Source organism: Halobaculum sp. EA56, from assembly GCF_051195075.1.
In the GTDB taxonomy this organism is placed as follows: Archaea; Halobacteriota; Halobacteria; order Halobacteriales; family Haloferacaceae; genus Halobaculum.
Genome location: NZ_JBNTJX010000001.1, coordinates 272364 through 288111, shown reverse-complemented (window position 1 = coordinate 288111; position 15748 = coordinate 272364). Strand labels below are relative to the sequence as shown.

The 15748-nt window shown below is 70.1% G+C and carries 20 protein-coding genes; 5 read left to right on the top strand and 15 right to left on the bottom strand.

Features of this window, described 5'->3' with window-relative positions:
• Positions 1–98: 98 nt before the first annotated feature.
• Positions 99–1505 carry a 7,8-didemethyl-8-hydroxy-5-deazariboflavin synthase subunit CofH gene (gene cofH / locus ACQUQ1_RS01515; protein WP_435062486.1) on the top strand — a complete coding sequence of 469 codons (1407 nt, stop codon included), beginning with the start codon at positions 99–101 and terminating at the stop codon, positions 1503–1505.
• Positions 1506–1858: 353 nt separating this feature from the next.
• Here cofH and ACQUQ1_RS01510 read toward each other — a convergent pair whose 3' ends face one another.
• From ACQUQ1_RS01510 to ACQUQ1_RS01500, 3 genes are all read right to left on the bottom strand, one after another.
• Positions 1859–2248 (bottom strand): hypothetical protein, encoded by a 390-nt coding sequence (locus tag ACQUQ1_RS01510; RefSeq protein WP_435062485.1) that lies wholly within the window; start codon positions 2246–2248, stop codon positions 1859–1861.
• Between the two features lie 110 nt (positions 2249–2358).
• The gene (locus ACQUQ1_RS01505; RefSeq protein WP_435062484.1) at positions 2359–2517 is read right to left on the bottom strand and encodes a hypothetical protein; all 159 of its coding nucleotides are present in this window, start codon (positions 2515–2517) and stop codon (positions 2359–2361) included.
• A gap of 37 nt (positions 2518–2554) precedes the next feature.
• Positions 2555–2740 carry a hypothetical protein gene (locus ACQUQ1_RS01500; RefSeq protein WP_435062483.1) on the bottom strand — a complete coding sequence of 62 codons (186 nt, stop codon included), beginning with the start codon at positions 2738–2740 and terminating at the stop codon, positions 2555–2557.
• 95 nt (positions 2741–2835) lie between these two features.
• On the opposite strand from ACQUQ1_RS01500, the gene ACQUQ1_RS01495 reads away from it, so the two are divergent.
• A complete protein-coding gene (locus ACQUQ1_RS01495) occupies positions 2836–3240 on the top strand; it encodes a hypothetical protein (RefSeq protein WP_435062482.1) in 405 nt (134 codons plus the stop codon).
• 430 nt (positions 3241–3670) lie between these two features.
• Here ACQUQ1_RS01495 and ACQUQ1_RS01490 read toward each other — a convergent pair whose 3' ends face one another.
• From ACQUQ1_RS01490 to ACQUQ1_RS01475, 4 genes are read right to left on the bottom strand one after another with little or no spacing between them, the layout of a single operon-like run.
• Positions 3671–4678 (bottom strand): cytochrome b/b6 domain-containing protein, encoded by a 1008-nt coding sequence (locus tag ACQUQ1_RS01490; protein WP_435062481.1) that lies wholly within the window; start codon positions 4676–4678, stop codon positions 3671–3673.
• Entirely contained in the window at positions 4675–5115 is a 441-nt protein-coding gene (locus ACQUQ1_RS01485) for a hypothetical protein (RefSeq protein WP_435062480.1), read from the bottom strand. The genes ACQUQ1_RS01490 and ACQUQ1_RS01485 overlap by 4 nt, the downstream gene beginning before the upstream one ends.
• Complete coding sequence (locus ACQUQ1_RS01480) at positions 5112–5804, bottom strand: 4Fe-4S dicluster domain-containing protein (protein ID WP_435062479.1); 693 nt, start codon at positions 5802–5804, stop codon at positions 5112–5114. The genes ACQUQ1_RS01485 and ACQUQ1_RS01480 overlap by 4 nt, the downstream gene beginning before the upstream one ends.
• Before the next feature lie 6 nt (positions 5805–5810).
• The gene (locus ACQUQ1_RS01475) at positions 5811–9077 is read right to left on the bottom strand and encodes a molybdopterin-dependent oxidoreductase (protein ID WP_435062478.1); all 3267 of its coding nucleotides are present in this window, start codon (positions 9075–9077) and stop codon (positions 5811–5813) included.
• Positions 9078–9274: 197 nt separating this feature from the next.
• Between ACQUQ1_RS01475 and ACQUQ1_RS01470 the strand changes: the two genes are divergently transcribed.
• Both ACQUQ1_RS01470 and ACQUQ1_RS01465 read left to right on the top strand, forming a co-directional pair.
• Positions 9275–11425 carry a hydrogenase iron-sulfur subunit gene (locus ACQUQ1_RS01470; RefSeq protein WP_435062477.1) on the top strand — a complete coding sequence of 717 codons (2151 nt, stop codon included), beginning with the start codon at positions 9275–9277 and terminating at the stop codon, positions 11423–11425.
• Positions 11426–11452: 27 nt separating this feature from the next.
• Positions 11453–12085, top strand: a complete 633-nt coding sequence (locus ACQUQ1_RS01465; protein WP_435062476.1) for a TorD/DmsD family molecular chaperone — start codon at positions 11453–11455, stop codon at positions 12083–12085.
• Between the two features lie 49 nt (positions 12086–12134).
• Here the strand turns inward: ACQUQ1_RS01465 and ACQUQ1_RS01460 are convergent, their stop codons facing one another.
• From ACQUQ1_RS01460 to ACQUQ1_RS01450, 3 genes are read right to left on the bottom strand one after another with little or no spacing between them, the layout of a single operon-like run.
• On the bottom strand, positions 12135–12416 hold the full coding sequence (locus ACQUQ1_RS01460; RefSeq protein ID WP_435062475.1) for a hypothetical protein: 282 nt from the start codon (positions 12414–12416) through the stop codon (positions 12135–12137).
• Positions 12409–12726, bottom strand: coding sequence for a hypothetical protein (locus ACQUQ1_RS01455; RefSeq protein ID WP_435062474.1), 318 nt, complete (start codon positions 12724–12726; stop codon positions 12409–12411). The genes ACQUQ1_RS01460 and ACQUQ1_RS01455 overlap by 8 nt, the downstream gene beginning before the upstream one ends.
• Complete coding sequence (locus ACQUQ1_RS01450; protein ID WP_435062473.1) at positions 12719–12859, bottom strand: hypothetical protein; 141 nt, start codon at positions 12857–12859, stop codon at positions 12719–12721. Before ACQUQ1_RS01450 ends, ACQUQ1_RS01455 begins: the two co-directional genes overlap by 8 nt.
• A gap of 111 nt (positions 12860–12970) precedes the next feature.
• Between ACQUQ1_RS01450 and ACQUQ1_RS01445 the strand changes: the two genes are divergently transcribed.
• Positions 12971–14164 carry a DUF7405 family protein gene (locus tag ACQUQ1_RS01445; RefSeq protein WP_435062472.1) on the top strand — a complete coding sequence of 398 codons (1194 nt, stop codon included), beginning with the start codon at positions 12971–12973 and terminating at the stop codon, positions 14162–14164.
• A gap of 43 nt (positions 14165–14207) precedes the next feature.
• Here ACQUQ1_RS01445 and ACQUQ1_RS01440 read toward each other — a convergent pair whose 3' ends face one another.
• The 5 genes from ACQUQ1_RS01440 to ACQUQ1_RS01420 form a co-directional block, all read right to left on the bottom strand.
• Positions 14208–14366, bottom strand: a complete 159-nt coding sequence (locus tag ACQUQ1_RS01440; RefSeq protein WP_435062471.1) for a hypothetical protein — start codon at positions 14364–14366, stop codon at positions 14208–14210.
• Between the two features lie 118 nt (positions 14367–14484).
• On the bottom strand, positions 14485–14652 hold the full coding sequence (locus ACQUQ1_RS01435) for a hypothetical protein (RefSeq protein ID WP_435062470.1): 168 nt from the start codon (positions 14650–14652) through the stop codon (positions 14485–14487).
• 126 nt (positions 14653–14778) lie between these two features.
• On the bottom strand, positions 14779–15126 hold the full coding sequence (locus ACQUQ1_RS01430) for a hypothetical protein (protein WP_435062469.1): 348 nt from the start codon (positions 15124–15126) through the stop codon (positions 14779–14781).
• Positions 15126–15263, bottom strand: coding sequence for a hypothetical protein (locus tag ACQUQ1_RS01425; protein ID WP_435062468.1), 138 nt, complete (start codon positions 15261–15263; stop codon positions 15126–15128). Before ACQUQ1_RS01425 ends, ACQUQ1_RS01430 begins: the two co-directional genes overlap by 1 nt.
• 162 nt (positions 15264–15425) lie before the next feature.
• Complete coding sequence (locus ACQUQ1_RS01420; RefSeq protein WP_435062467.1) at positions 15426–15692, bottom strand: hypothetical protein; 267 nt, start codon at positions 15690–15692, stop codon at positions 15426–15428.
• Between the last annotated feature and the right edge of the window lie 56 nt (positions 15693–15748).

The following is a 15748-nucleotide window of genomic DNA, read 5'->3' as shown; positions in this document are numbered from 1 at the left end:
GAGTCGGGACCGACCGGCGGCCGTCGACCCCCGACGTCGGCGTCCCGTGGTGGCCGCGACCGCCCCGTTTTTCACCCCGTGTCGCCACCGGTACGACGATGACGCGACCGGCCGCGGCCGACCTCGACCCCGACGACCTGGGGTTCGAGCACGCCCCCGAGACCGACCAGTCGTTCGAGAACGCGCTGGCGAAGGCGCGCGACGGAACGCGACTGACGGTCGACGACGCGGTCGAGCTGCTGACGACCGGCAGCGACACCCCCGGCATCGACCGCGAGCGCAAGGAGCGGGTGCTGGAGGCGGCCGACCGCCGGCGCGCCGAGGTCGTCGGCGACGAGGTGACGTTCGTCGCCAACCTCAACAACAACGTCACGACCGCCTGCAACACGGGCTGTCTGTTCTGCAACTTCAAGGACGCCGCCCACCGGTTCGAGGCGGGCCACGACGGCGACCACGGCGGCTTCACGAAGATGCCCGCGGAGTCGCGGGAGACGGTCCGCGCGGCCGTCGAGCGCGGGGTCTACGAGGTCTGCTCGGTGTCGGGCCTGCACCCGGCGTTCGCGCTGAACGAGGAGCACCACGAGGTCCTCCGGGGGTACGACAGCCCCGGCAGCGAGGTGAACTACAAGCCGCCCGAGCGGTACGCGACCGATCCGGGCACCTACGTCGAGCAGCTGCGGGCGATGAGCGTCGACGGCGTCCACCTCCACTCGATGACGCCCGAGGAGGCGTACCACGCGCGCCGGGGCACCGACTGGAGCTACGAGGAGGTGTACCGCGAACTCGCCGACGCCGGCCTCGACTCGGCGCCCGGAACCGCCGCGGAGATCCTCGTCGACGAGGTCAGGGACGTGATCTGCCCCGGGAAGATCGACACCGACGGCTGGATCGAGGCGATGGAGGGGGCGATGGCCGCCGGCCTCGACGCCACGGCGACGATCATGTACGGCCACGTGGAAAACGAGATGCACCGCGCGCTGCACCTGAAGCGGGTGCGCGACCTCCAGGACCGCACCGGCGGGATCACGGAGTTCGTCCCCCTCTCGTTCGTCCACGAGCGCACGCCGCTGTACGAGCACGGCGTCGTCTCCGGCGGCGCCAGCGACGCCGAGGACGAGCTCATGATCGCCGTCTCCCGGCTCTTCCTCGACAACGTCGAGAACGTTCAGACCTCGTGGGTGAAGTACGGCGACGCGAAGGCGCTGAAGACGCTCTCGTGCGGTGCCAACGACTTCATGGGCACCATCCTCTCCGAGGAGATCACCAAGCGCGCCGGGGGCTCGTTCGGCGAGTTCCGCAGCTTCGACGACTACGTCGACCTGATCGCGTCGGTCGGTCGAGTCCCCGTCGAACGCTCGACCGACTACCGCGAGCGCCGGCGGATCGACCCCGACGACGGCCCGCCGTTCGGCCCGACGCTCGGCCCGAAGGCCGACGGGACGCCGCTCCTGAGCGAGCGCGAGCGTGCGGAACGGGAGGGCGACGCGGCGATGGCTGACGATTGACCCGGCGTGCGTTTCCCGACTGACCGCGGCGCGCGAGGCCGAGCGTACCGAGGCCTCGATACGGACGGCGAACGCAGTGAGCCGTGAGTCGCCCACGGGTCAGTCCGTTCGTGACGAACGCCCGTCCTGGCCACGGGTGGGACTGAAAGGGGCCGCGTTCCTCGGCGAACCCCGGCCCCGCAAGCACGCGAGGGAGCGAACGGAGTGAGCGACGGAGCGCGCGCAGCGCGGGTCGCGGGAGCCGAGGAACGCGGGGGCTTTCGCGGTCGTCGCGGCCGTCGCTGTCGCGGTGGCAGTCACCGTCGCTGTCGCGACGGAGGAACTCGAACGAACGACGACACCGAACCCAGCCGCTAGTCCTTCCCGAACCGGATCCCGTCGTCCACGAGCCGGTAGTTGCGCTCGCGGTCGATGCGTTCGGCCAGCCAGTCGACCTCGTAGATCTGGGCCGCCAGCTCCGCGTAGAGGTTGCGCCACGCGATGGCGTAGATGGGCGACTGTCCCCACGCGCGTAGCTCCGGGACGAACTCGTCGTACGTCTCGACGCGGCCCTCGGCGTACTCCAGGAAGTCGACGGCGACGGCGGCGGCCTCCGCCTCGTCGTCGGCGTCCGCGAAGCCGTCCTCCAGCGCCTGCCGGTAGCCGGCGACGGCGCGGCGGAGGTCCTGTTCGGCGTTGCCGTCGTCGTCCGGGAGCGATTCGAGCACGCCGCGCGGGATACCGAGGTCCAGATCCACGTCCATGCCTCCGGGTTCGGCGGGCGCGAGTAAAGGCTTCCGTCGGGCCACCCGCCGGCCCGGACGACGACGTAGCGGCCGACGCCCGGCGGGAACGCCGCCGTGACCGTCGACGGTCACTCGCCGTCGAGGAACCGCGACAGCGCTCGCGAACACGACGCACACAGCAGCGTGCGGAGGTCGCCGTCGGGGGTGATGCCGTCGAGGGCGGCGTACTCGTCGCCCGGGCGGATCGTCGCCCCGCAACGGTCGCAGTCGTGCGGGTTCCTGAGCACCGCTATCCCCCCGGTCGCGTCGCCGCCGCCGACGGGATCAGAGGTACCCCAACACGCTGGCGACGAGTCCGATGACGAACAACGCCACCGCGACCACCGTCAACTCCATTCGCGTGGTGTCCTCCGGACCCGCCCCGCTGGCCCTGAGAACGATCGCCAGGCCGCCGAGCGCGACGATCAGCACCACGACGCTGTACACCGTGTTCAGGAGCGTCGAAGCCATGTCCCCTCGGTGACTCCGACGCCTATTAAACCTCGGTGCCGAGTCGGGGTGCCGCGGAAGGAATATATATCCGACCGGGCCGCCGACGGCGGGGTATGCGAATGGAGCTCCGCGTCTGCAAGCACTGTCTCGCGGGCGAGCACGGCAACCCCTCGAAGACGGAGGTGTCGAAGGACATGGTCGAGTGCGCCGAGACCGTCCGGGAGTACAAGGACCTCATCGGCCTCGACGCCATCTACATCACGAAGGTGACGGAGGGCGACAGCGGCGCCGCCCAGGCGCTGCCGGCGGTCGTCGCCACGATCGACAACAACCAGATCCAGCTGTCGGACACCCAGCTCGTGATGGAGGACGACGACGGCAACATGCTCGTGTACCCCGAGCCGAAGGACATCCTCGAGGTGCTCACGCGCAACGTCGAGCAGATCAACACCCACACGAACAACGACGTGACCGTCGACCTCAGCGAGGAGAGCCTGAACCTCGGCGTCGGCGCCTGAGCGCGGGCGTTCGCGGACCGGACCTCCCGAACCGCGGGGCCCGGACTGTGTCGCCGCCGCCGACGCTCCGGGTCGCTCGCGATCTCTAACGCCGGTGTCGCGCCCGCGAGCGCGCCGTTCACGAGACCTGCGGTCCCGTGAGCGCACAGATCGCGCAGCGATTTGTGAACGCCATCGGTCCGGAACGCTCGCGTGCCCGCGTCTCGCGAGAAGAGCGGGCGGCACGGCACAAGACCGCCCCGCCGTCAGGCCGATCCGACCGCGTCGGCTCGCTATGTTCGTGGGCGGCGCGCCCGCAAGCGCGCCGCCGTTACTCCGAGACGCTCGCGTCGCTCGCGTCTCGTGAAAAGAACGGGCGGCGGACCCCGAGGAGTCCGCCGCCGTCACTCGAACCCGAGGTCTCCCCGCGGTCGACCTCGCGTTCCTCGCCTCAGTCGTCGGACTCGACGTGCCCGCCGTCGGCGGCGGCCGTCGGCTCCGACTCCTCCTGCTCCAGCTGCTTCTGCCAGCGGACGCGCAGGAGGTTCCCGTACATCTGCAGGACGAGCCCGAGCAGCAGCACGAACACGCCCATGTTGATGCCGACGGTCAGCAGGACGTCCGTCGGGCCCCCGCCGATCGCGAGCTCGCGCGGGACGGGGTAACCCTCGTCGAACAGGCTGCCGAGCAGGACCGACACGATGCCGATCACCGTCATCGCGCCGACGACCGTCGACGCCATGTTCCAGGACGGGGAGAGGTCGAGCCGCTCGATGCCCGTCCCCTCCGTGTCGTCGTCGTGCTGCTCGGGGATCATCGAGCGCGGAATGAACGCCTTCACCTCCACCGGGTACAGCGCCGGGTGGAAGCCGTGCTCGAAGATGTGGAACATGACCCCCATCAGCATGATGACGCCCAGCAGGCCGTGGAACGTGACGAACGCCGCGGCCGCGGTCTTCGTCGCGAACAGCTCCATCACGCCGGTCTTCGACCAGATGAGGACCCCCGAGATCGACAGCAGCGTCAGCTCGGCGGCGAAGATGAACACGACGCCCTTCCCGATGTAGGTGAGCAGCGGGATCTCGTCGGCCGTGCCGCCGGCGAACTGGCGGGCGTTCGGGTGGCGCTCCTCGGCGCTCCCGAGCAGGAACTTCACGTCCTGGACGAACGCGTCGAAGTCGTCCTTCGACGGGAGGATCTCCCGGAAGTTCCCGCGGCCGGTGTCGGTCGTCACCATCATCAGCATCCAGAAGACGATGAGCGCGAGCAGCCCGGCGCCCGCGATGCGGTGGACGGCCGAGACGCCCTGGGCGCCGCCCATGAGGCTCACCATCCACCACAGCTCGTCGTTGAACATGAGGCTGTAGCCCGAGAAGAACAGCACGAACACGTCCAGCGCCAGCAGCGTGTGGAACGTGGTCGTCATCCTGCTGAACTTCCCGTGATCGAGCTGCGTCACGCGTTCTCACCCCCGTCGGTCGCGGCGTCGTCGTCGGGCGCGTCCCCCGCCCCGCTCACGCGGCCGCCGTCGGCGGCGACCGTGCTCGATCCGGACTCGCCGGGCTGGCGCATCCGGCCGGCGAGCCGGCGGAACGCCCCCCAGTGGAGGAACACCATGAACAGGATGAACACGCCCATGATCACGTCGGCCGCGTGCGTGACCGCGATGAGGAAGTCGAGCCAGGCGATCTGGTTGCCCGACGTCCAGTCGGAGCCGACGCCGGCGTTGGCGCCCTCGGCGACGGGCTGGATCCTGAACAGCTCCTCGTAGAAGACCGCGAAGTCCGCAGCCCACCACAGGATCAGCGCCGTCACCGCGACGGCGATCACGGCGTTGACCGCGATCCACGTTCGCGGGTAGCCCTCCGTCTCCGGCAGGTGGTCGCGGTAGCTCATGCGTTACTCCCCTCGAACTCCTCGGCGTCCTCGCCGAAGATGATGTTCATCGCGACGTCGTTGAAGAACGAGTCGGAGCCGCGCTTCTCCAGTTCCGCGGAGATCTCGGAGGCGTCGCCGACCAGCAGCGCGTCCGTCGCGCACTCCTCGGCGCAGGCGGGCCCCTTGCCGACGTCCTGGCGCTCCTCGCACATCGTACACTTGTCCATCGTGCCGCCGTTGCCGAACAGCCGCGCGGCGCCCTCGTCGGAGCCGGGGAACTGCGGCGCGCCGAACGGACACGCGGACAGGCAGTACTGACAGCCGACACAGAGGTTGTCGCGCACGTCGACGAACCCGTTGTCCTTCTTGATCAGCGAGTCCGTCGGGCACACCGACACGCACGGCGCCTCCTCGCAGTGGTAACACTGCATCGGGATCGCCGTCTCGCCGGGCGAGGCGCCCTGCTGGCCGAGCGCGCCGCCGCTGTTGGTGTTGTACCGTTCCATCGGCTCGGCCGGCTGTCCCTCCAGCATCGTCGCGATGCTGATGCGCTGTTCGTCCCTGGGCACGTCCCACGTGCGCTTGCACGCGACGACGCACCCGCCGCAGTCGATGCAGGCTTCGACGTCCGGGAAGATCCGAGTACCGTCGCCGGTGCTCATCACCCCCTGACCCATCACCTGCTTGCTGGTTTCGTTAGTTGCCATGGGGAATCACTGAACCGTGCTGTTGTCGCGGACGTCGAAGTCCTTCTGCCGGCCGAAGCCGTCGCGGTCCTGCGGGAACTCGTAGGACTCGATGTCGACCACGTTCTCCGAGAGGCCGTCCTCGGTGACGGGCCGCATCGAGAGCTCCTCGACCACCTGGGGCGTGGCCTTCTGGATGCGGACCATCGACGCCTTCGTCTCCTGCATCTGGGTCTCCACGTCGTACCCGCGCGAGGTGATCGCGTTCACGGGCTCACCGATCGCGTACGGGACCGTCCCCTCGGGGTAGCGCTCCTCCAGCGACTCGCCCTTGAACATCCCGCCCCAGTGGAACGGGAAGAACGTCTCGCTGTCGTTCGGGCGGTTGGTGACGCGCGCCTTCAGCAGGATCGACCCGCGGTCGGTCGTCGACGCGACCACGAGGTCGCCGCCGTCGATGTTCAGCCGCTCGGCCATGTCCGGGTTGATCTCCACGTACATGTGCGGCTGGAGGTCGGCGGTGTGCTTGTTCGAGCGCGTCTCGGAGCCGCCGCCCTGGTGTTCGACCTGGCGGCCGCTCGTGAGGATGGTCCACTCGGCGTCGCCCGACTGCTCCTCGAAGGCGCCGCTGTCGGTGAGCCGCTGCATGGCGTCCTCCTGGGTGACGCTGTTGTTCTGGTCGAGGCGGTAGAAGTTCCGCTGCTGGCCGTTCGCCGGCCACTGCTCGACCAAGTCCGGCCGCGGGCTCTCGATGGGCTCGCGGTGGACGGGCGTCGTGTCAAGGAAGCTCCAGACGACCCCGCGTGCGCGACCGCGCCCCGTCGGCGCGTCCGGCTGCGGGTTGTCGAACTGGCCGTAGAAGTCCATGTCGTAGTCGGCCCAGTCGTACTTCCGGTTCATCGCCTCCGCGGCGTCGGCGACCGAGGTGTCCTCCCGGAGCGCGTACTCGTACGGGATCGTCAGCGCGTCCGCGTTCGAGGGGTCGTCCGGCATCGTCGTCGCGAAGCCGGGGTACTGCGGGACGCCCTCGATCGTGCCGTCCCACCACTCGGGCTGGTAGGAGTCGCGCAGCAGGCTGAGCCCCTCCTCGCCCTGCTGCTCGTAGGTCGTCTGCATCGGGTACGGCTCGTCGGTCGCCATCTCCTCCCACTCCTCGGGCGTGGGCGCCTGCACGCCCCACCGGGTGCGGAAGTCCTGGCCCCCGTCGCGGGGGTCCATGTCGTCGTTCCAGAGGATCGGCGTCCCCGGGTGGCCCTCGCCCCAGCACGGCCACGGGAGCATCCAGTACTCGCCGTCGACGGGCGTGCCGGGCGCGTCCGCCTTCGTGTCCTCGGTGGAGAAGGCGTAGTCGTACTCCAGGTGCTGCTGGAGCCGTGCCGGGTCCTGGCAGTAGCCGATGGTACGCATCCCGAGGTTGAACTCCCGGATGACGGCCTCGTAGGTCGACTTCCCGTTGTACAGGTCGGGACCCGACCCCCAGTCGAAGTGCTCGCCCATGCCGAGGTAGCCCGCCAGCTCCTGCATGATCTGCAGGTCGGGGCGGGAGTTGTGCCCCGGCGACCGGACCGGCTCGGACCACTGGGTCGCGCGGTGGGAGTTCGTCAGCGAGCGGTAGTGCTCGTACTGGCTGGAGGCCGCCAGCAGGACGACCTCCGTGTCGGACTGGTCCACGTCGGCGAGCACCGACGCCACCGACGGGAACACGTCCACCACGACCAGCAGGTCGAGGTTCTCGATGGCCTTCCGCTGTTTCTCCATCTCGGAGATGGAGTTCAGCGAGTGGCCCCACACGATCGCCGCCTTCAGCTCGTTGGGCTGGTAGATCGGCGTCTCGTTGAGCCGCTCCTCCTGGGGGAGCGCCGCCTCGAACCAGCGGGCCACCGTCAGGCCCTTCTGGAACATCATCGAGTTCTCCGCCGGGAACGACTCGTCGATGTCGTCGGCGTTCTCGGTGTTCGGCGACTGCCGGACGTACTTCTCCGGCGGCATCGTGTCGTACTCCTGGTACAGCTCCTCGAACTCGATGGTGCCGGAGGTCTGGGGTGTGCGCGACCAGACGTCACACCACCACTGCCACGAACCGGGCGAGCCGACCGAGTAGTAGCCCGGCAGGATGTGGCTCGCGACCGCCAGGTCCGTCGCGCCCTGGACGTTCGCGTGCCCGCGCATGACCTGCAGGCCGCCGCCCGACTGGGCCGCCGCGCCGGCGCCCAGCGAGAGCATCGCGTACGAGCGGATGTTCTGGGTCCCGTTGTTGTGCTGGGTCCCGCCCATCGCCCACTCGATCTGCATCTTCGGCTTGTTCTCGACGATCAGATCGGTCAGCTCCTCGATCTCGTCGGTCGAGAGCCACGTGATGTCCGACACCGTCTCGATGTCGTAGTCGTCGAGGTCGTCCTCGACGTCGGGCCACGCCTGCACGCGCTCCTCGAGCATCTCGTCGTCCAGCTCCCCGCGGTCGCGGAGCTGTTTGATGACGCCCATCATCAGCGCCACGTCCGTCCCCGGACGCAGGCGGAAGAAGTGGTCGGCGTGGGCCGCGGTCTTCGTGAACCGCGGCTCGACGACGACGATCTTCCCGCCGCGCTTCTGGCCCTCCAGGATGTGCTGCATCGCGATCGGGTGGGCCTCGGCGGGGTTCTGCCCGATTATCAGGTTCATATCGAAGTTCCGATAATCGTTGATCGAGTTCGTCATCGCCCCGTAGCCCCACGTGTTCGCGAGGCCGGCGACCGTCGTCGAGTGGCAGATGCGCGCCTGGTGGTCGACGTTGTTCGTCCCCCACAGCGACGCGAGCTTCCGGAACGCGTACGACTCCTCGTTGGAGTGGTGGGCGCTCCCGAGCCACATCGTGCTGTCGGCGCCGTACTCCTCCTTGATCCGGGTCAGCTCGTCGGCGACCGTGGAGTACGCCTCGTCCCACGAGAGCTTCTCCCAGCCGCCCTCCACCTTCCGCATCGGCGACTTCAGTCGCTTCTCGGAGTGCTCCGTCTCGTAGATGCCGGCGCCCTTCGAGCAGAGCGACCCGTTGTTGACCGGGTGGTCCTCCCAGGGCTCCTGGCCGACGAACGCGTTGCCCTTCCGCTCGCCGTGGAAGCCGCACCCGACCGAGCAGTAGTTGCAGATCGTCTTCGTCAGCTCCGTGTGATCTGTGTCCGTGCCGTCCTCCTCGCCCTCGCTCTGGGCGAGGGCTTGCCCCGCGCCGCCGCCCCCGAGGGCGACCGCGCCGGCCAACGCGCTCGCCTTCAGGAACGACCGTCTGTCTAGGTCCAGTGAGACCGGTTCCGTGCTCATTGTTTCATGTTGACATTCACCACTGGTTCGTGGACTATCGTACACCCGAATGTAATCAAGTTCCTTTAATCTTCGGTACGAACGTGTCTGGAATTTTTGGGGCGGCCTAAACCTACCGGAAAGATAATCCTGGAAGGCGCCTTCCGGCGGTTTCCCCCGACGCAAGGTATATACCCGTGACCGCGTTGGCTCCGACGATGAACGTCGGGGCATTCGTCTGTTCGTGCGGCGGGACCTGCGACGTGGACCTGGAGTCGGTCCGCGACGGGGTCCGGGACGTGGACGTGGTCGCGTCCTCGGAGCTGCTGTGCCGGGACGCGCTCCCCGCCGTCGACGGACTGATCGACGAGTACGACCTCGACCAGCTGATCGTGGGCGCCTGCGACGACGGGTGTAAGTCGACGTTCGACGACCTCGTCGAGCGCAAGGGGCTCCACCCGGACGCCGCCGCCTACGTCGACCACCGCGAGCGGGCGGGGTGGGTCCACGAACGCGACGACGCCACCGACAAGACCGCACGCCTGATCAACGCCCGCCGCACCGGCCTGGAGTACGAGGCCGCCACGCGCACCGTCTCCAGGGAGGCGGGCGAGCACGTCCTCGTCGTCGGCGACGCCGAGACCGCGGCCGCGCTGGCCGACTCCGCCGAGGTGACGCTGCTGGCGGACGGGGCGGAGTACGCCGACGCGGACGTCGACCTCTCGGACGTCGACGTCGAGCGCGGGCGCCTCGTCGCCGTCGAGGGGCGCTTCGGCGAGTTCGAGGCGGAGGTGGAGGCGCGCGTCACCGAGGACTGCGTCTCCTGCATGAAGTGCGTGAAGGAGGGGCCCGACGGGATGGTCACCCGCCGACCGGTCGACATCCACCCGGACGCCCCCGAGGGCGAATGGACGGAGTGCTGTCCCACGGACGCCATCGACCTCTCGGGGGTCACGCGCACCGTCGAGGCCGACCAGGTCGTCTACCCCGCGGGCACCTCGACCGCCCGCGGCGGCCGGATCGGCTACTACACCGGCCCGGTCGACGCCGGCACCATCGCCTCGGTCGAGTCCCTCCTCGGAGGTGTCTCGAAGCCGAAATATCTGGACCTCGACATGGACGTGTGCGCCGCGGGCGACTCCGGAAAGCGGGGGTGTACCGCCTGCGTCGACGCCTGCCCCCACGAGGCCGTCGACCGGCCGGCCGTCGACGAGGTGGAGTTCGACCTGACCGCCTGCCAGAACTGCGGCGCGTGTACCTCCTCGTGTCCCACGGGCGCGGTGTCGCTCCGGGAGCCCTCGAACGAGCGGATCGCCCGCGAGGTGGAGGCGCTGCTCAGCCGCGAGGTCGACGAGGACGGCATCTGGCCGTTCACCGGCGGCGACGGCGGCATCGAGACGCCCGTGATCGCGTTCACCTGCGACGAGCGCGCCGCCGAGGCGCTCGACGAGTACGGCCGCCGCGCCGCCGCCGGCGAGGACGTGACCTACCCGCCGGTGCTCCCGGTCGAGGTGAACTGCACGGACACCGTCGGCGAGGGACACGTCATGCACGCGCTCGCGTGCGGGGCCGCCGGGGTCGCCGTCGTCGGCTGCGGTGGCTCGTGTCTCCACTCCGGCCCGGACCCGAAGGCCGACCTCGTCGACCGACTCAACCGGGCGACGAGTGACCTCGGGCTGGGCGAGCGCGTCGGCTTCTTCGCGCCCGACCCGAACGAGCCCGGCGCGTTCGCCGAGGAGCTGTCCCGCTTCACGGAGCTGACGCTGGAGCCGACGCCCGTCCCCGAGGGCGAGCACCGCTCGACGGGCGTCGTCCGCGCGGGCAAGCCCAACCCCGAGTACAACAGTCACGACTGGACGCTGGAATCGGTGCGTCGGATCCTCGAGTTCGCCGACCCCGAGCGCGAGACGATCCGCGGGCTGAAGGACTTCGGCGTGATGTCGGTCTCGGACGCCTGCAACCTCACGCCGACGTGTTCGACGCTGTGCCCGACGGACGCGATCCGCCGGACCGAGGACGGGAACCTTCAGTTCAACCACGAGGACTGCGTCAACTGCGGCCTCTGCGAGGAGGGCTGTCCCGAGACGGCCATCACGATGGAGCGGGGGCTCGACCTCGCGCGCCTGCCCGAGAACCGGACGGCCGGCGAGGGGCCCGTCGCCGCCGACGACCCGCGCTGGGAGACCGTCCACGACGGCGAGATGCTGGAGTGCGTCCGCTGCGGCGACCCGTTCACCTCCGCCGCCTCCGCCGAGCACATCCAGTCGGAGGTCGGCGACCTCGTCGAGGGGATCGCGCCGAACTCCGAACACAGCGTCTTCGAGTACTGCGGCGACTGCCGCGCGCAACTGCTGTTCGACAACCGATAAGCGCCCTCCCCACCCACACAGAGACCAATGAGCACGGACGAACTCGCCGTCTACGACGCCCGGATCGAACTGATCGACTTCTGCATCGAGGTGTTCCACGACGCCCCGACCGAGGAGTTCCTCTCGCACCTGCTCGCGGGCGAGATGCGCACCCCCGAGGACGAGGTGAACGAGCGCCTCGACGCCGGCTTCGAGCACGTCCGGGCGTTCGTCGACGCCCACGAGGGCGACGACGTGGAGGAGCTACACACCGAACTGCGCCGCGAGTACACCGAGGTGTTCGTCGGCCCGCGCCCGCCCGTCCTGCTCCACGAGACGAACTACCGGGAGGACACCGAGTTCATCGGCGAGGGGCTCGCGGAGGTGGAGGCGAGCTACGGCGCCGCCGGCTGGACCCCGCCCGAGGAGTACCCCGAGGAGAACGACTTCGTCGCCGTCGAGCTGGCGTTCCTGCGGTGGCTCGTCACGAAACAGCGCGAGGGGATGGAGGAGGCGTTCGGCTACGAGCGCGTCTTCCTCGACAACCACCTCATGACGTGGGCCGACGAGGCCGCCGAGGACGTCCGCGAGGAGACGGACAACGACCTGTTCCTCGCGGGGGCGGAGATCCTCGCGGGCCTCGTCGAGTTCGAGGACGAACTCGTCGCACAGATGGTCTGAGGTCCGATCGACGGTGCGGCGACCGCGGCCGCCTCCCGCGCGTCGGCGCTCAGTCGTCCGACGGCCGCGTCCGACGCGCGGCGTCCGTCCCGCCCGTCGTGAACACCACCGCGAAGCCGCCCAGCACGGACAGCCCCGCGAACGTGACGGCGACGGGCGTCCCGACCGCCATCGCCTGCTCCATCGCGAAGTACGCACCCCACGCCTTCCGACCGATCGACTCGGCCGCGATGGCCATCGTCGCGACCCCCGCGACCGTGAGCAGGAGCCCGAGCACCGACAGCCCCGCGAACGCCCGCGCGAGCCACGGCGCCGAGAGCCGGTCAGACATCGTACACCACCCGGGCGGTCAGCGAGACGAGCAACAGCGGCACCAGCAGGACGAGCAGGCCGCCCATGAGGATCCCCATGTAGCTGATCGTCGATTCGAGGTGGATCGCCCAGTGCCAGGTGCCCTTGACCTCCGCGATGACGGCCACGGTACCGACGACGAGCAGCGAGAGCGCCAGCAGCGACGACAGGAGGTACGTCCCCACGCGTACCCAGTACAGCGCCTCGGCGAACCGGGGGCCGTCGTCGTCGGCCGGCTCCGTCGCGTCCGACTCGGCCGTCCCCCCGGCGGGCGCGGTCGGGCTACTCATCGATCCCTCCCCCGGCCGCGTCGTACGAGCGGTAGGCGTCGTACGTCGCCAGCGCGAGGACGACGACGCCGAGGCCGAGCACCGCGAGCGCGGGACCGAGCGCGAGCGGGAGGTTCGCGTGTGTTCCGCCCATGATACGGGATAGCTCGGTCCGAGGACTCAAAGCGTTTGTGACGGGGCCGTCGAACCGCCCGTGGAACGCGACCGAACCCTTTTGCCCGCGTGAGCCGTGACACGTGTTAGAATGCCGTCCCGACGGAGCATGCTGGGGAGGCTCGCCGCCGCCGCCGGGGTCGGCGTCGCCGGCTGTTCGACCGGCGCGCCGCCCGGCCTCCAGCTCGACGCGAACCCGCACCCGGTCCCGAGCAGACAGTTCGCCCAGAACGACGTGCTCCGGCGGGACGCCGACGGCAACGTGCTCCAGACGCGCCACCGGCGGATCCTCCTGTTGGACCTGAAGCGCGAGCCGTCGCGGGAGGCCGCCGAGACCGTCGAGCGGGCGCTCCGCGCGGTCGAGGCCGCCTACGACTGGGCGCCCGACGGGCTGTTCCACGCGCTCGCGTGGGGCTCGGCGTACTTCGACGACAACGGCGCGCTCGGGCGCGTCCCGATCGAGCACCCGCAGGTGCTCACGCGCACCGACGACGAGGAGCTCCAGCGCTTCGACGCGATGCTCGTGCTGGAGTCGGACGTGCAGTCGCACCTCCCGGCCGCCGAGAGCGCCCTGTTCGGCGCGCGCGACGAGCTGAACGGCGAGCCCGTCGGCCACCACCTCGACGGCGTGTTCCGCCGCCGCGACCGCCGGACGGGCTTCCTCGGCGAGGGGCTTCCCGCCGCGCACGTCGACGTGGAGGGACTGGAGGACGACGCGCCGATGTTCTCGGGGTTCTTCTCCGGCCGCGAGGGATCGCAGGCGAGCGAGGACCGCGTCGCCATCGACGACGGCCCGCTGGCGGGGGGGACTACCGCCCACCTCTCGCACATCGCCTTCGACCTCCCCGAGTGGTTCTCCTTCGACGAGGCGAGCCGGATCGGGAAGATGTTCTCCCCGGAGTTCACACCCGAGGACGTGGCGGACCTCGGGACGGACGTGCCGTTCGCCGACGCGGTGCGCGAGCACGCCCGCGAGCACGGGAGCGTCGGCCACCACGAGAAGGTCGCGCGCGTCCGCCGGGACGGCGAGCCGCTGATACTCAGACGTGACTTCAACACCGTCGACCACGGCCGCACCGGCGTCCACTTCCTCAGCTACCAGCGCAAGCTCGCGCACTTCCGGCGGACGCGCAAGTCGATGAACGGCTGGTACCTCCGCGACGACCACCCGGACATCACCGACCGCGAGAACAACGGCATCCTCAACTTCATCAGCACGCGGTCCCGGGCCAACTTCGTCGTGCCGCCGCGGGAGAAACGGGCGTTCCCGCTGACGATCACCTGATCGCCGACCGGCCGCGACCGCGGTCGCGGCCGGTCGGGTCGGGTTACTCCCCGTCGTCGGCCGTGACGCCGCCGAGGTCGACCTCGCCCTCGCTCTCGCGGCGGTTCTCCTCGTGGGGGCCGCTCTCGTACTCCCAGACCTCGTAGCCCTTGTACTGCTCCAGTCCGCCCTCGGGCCGCCAGCCCGTGTCCTCGGTTGCCATACCCCCTGGTTCCGGATCCGTGAACTTAGCTGTTGTCCCGATCGGAGGCCGCGGGCGGGACGGGTTCGGAGCCGCCGTCGCGCCTCGCCCGGACCCGCGGACACGACCCGACCGCCGCTCACAGCAGCGGCGCGAGTACCCCGGCGAGGAACGTGAGGGCGGCGACCCCGAGCGCGACGTGGCCGGCGGCGCCCGTCAGCGCGACGACCGCCGCGAGCGCCTCGGCGAGCGGTTCGGTGCGGTCCTCCCGTGCGACTGTCGCGTGTTCGGTTGCGGTGGCGGGCATGGGATGGTACCCACCCGGAGGGAGGGCCCGGACACCCCTATTCGGGCGGGGCGGTTCCCGGCCGCGCGGAGTCGTTCCCGGGCGGCGGGAAGCGGCGAAACCCTCGGCCCGGGACCCGACGCCGCGCTACTCGGTCGGCGGCGCGTTCGGCGGCCGCTCGTCGTCGCCCTCGAGGAAGACGTTCGCGAAGAGGTCGACGTGGAGGCGGAGCAGGCGCTCGGCCGACAGGCCCGACTCCTCGGCCTGCCGGTCGAGGAACGTCGCGAGGTCGTCGCTGGGGGAGAAGCGGACGCGCTCGCCCCCGTCCTCCACCTCGAAGGTGACCTGCGTCCCGCCGGAGACGAGGTGCTCGATCTCCAGGAGCGCCTGTTCGACCTTCACCTCCAGCGCCCGCTCCTCCTCCATCATGCGCTGGTCGGCCCACTCGTCGGCCGCCTCGCGGAGGCGGTCGCTCGGCTCGAAGGTGATCGCCATCAGAACGACACCCCCTCGCCCTCGAACGCCGGTTCCCAGCTCGTCACGGTCTCGCACACCGGACACTCCCGGCGCACCTCGCCCTCCGGGGATCCGACGCGGGTCATGGTCCCGCACTCGACGCACTCGTACTGCATGGGCGGGTCCACGGGATCCGGCGTGTTAGCGTTGTCCCCGCCGGCGGTCCGTGCCGTCGCCGGGGTCGCGACCCCGCGGCCCCGCGGCTCCGGAGCGGACGGACGCGGCGAGAAGGGTGCCGATCGGACCGCGGCGGTCGCTCCGGGCCCGGTACTCCTCCGCTACTCCTCGGGCGGCCACGCCTCCGGCGCGGGGTCGGACTCGCCGAGTTCGCCGAGGTAGACGAGCAGCAGCGCGACGATGCCGGCGAGCACCGCGACGCCCGCGAGGCCGCCGACGGCGTTCGTCCCGACGTACGATCCGTCGAAGGCCCAGATGTTCTCGCTGGCGGCGAACGTCTGTACCGCGACGTACGCGCACCACAGGCCGATGGCGGTCGCCATCGCGGTCAGCACCCAGCTTTGCGAGACGGCGTTTCGGAGTCCCATGGACACACGTTCACACGGGCAGTCTCAAAAACCTACCTCCGTCGCCCCCGCGCCCG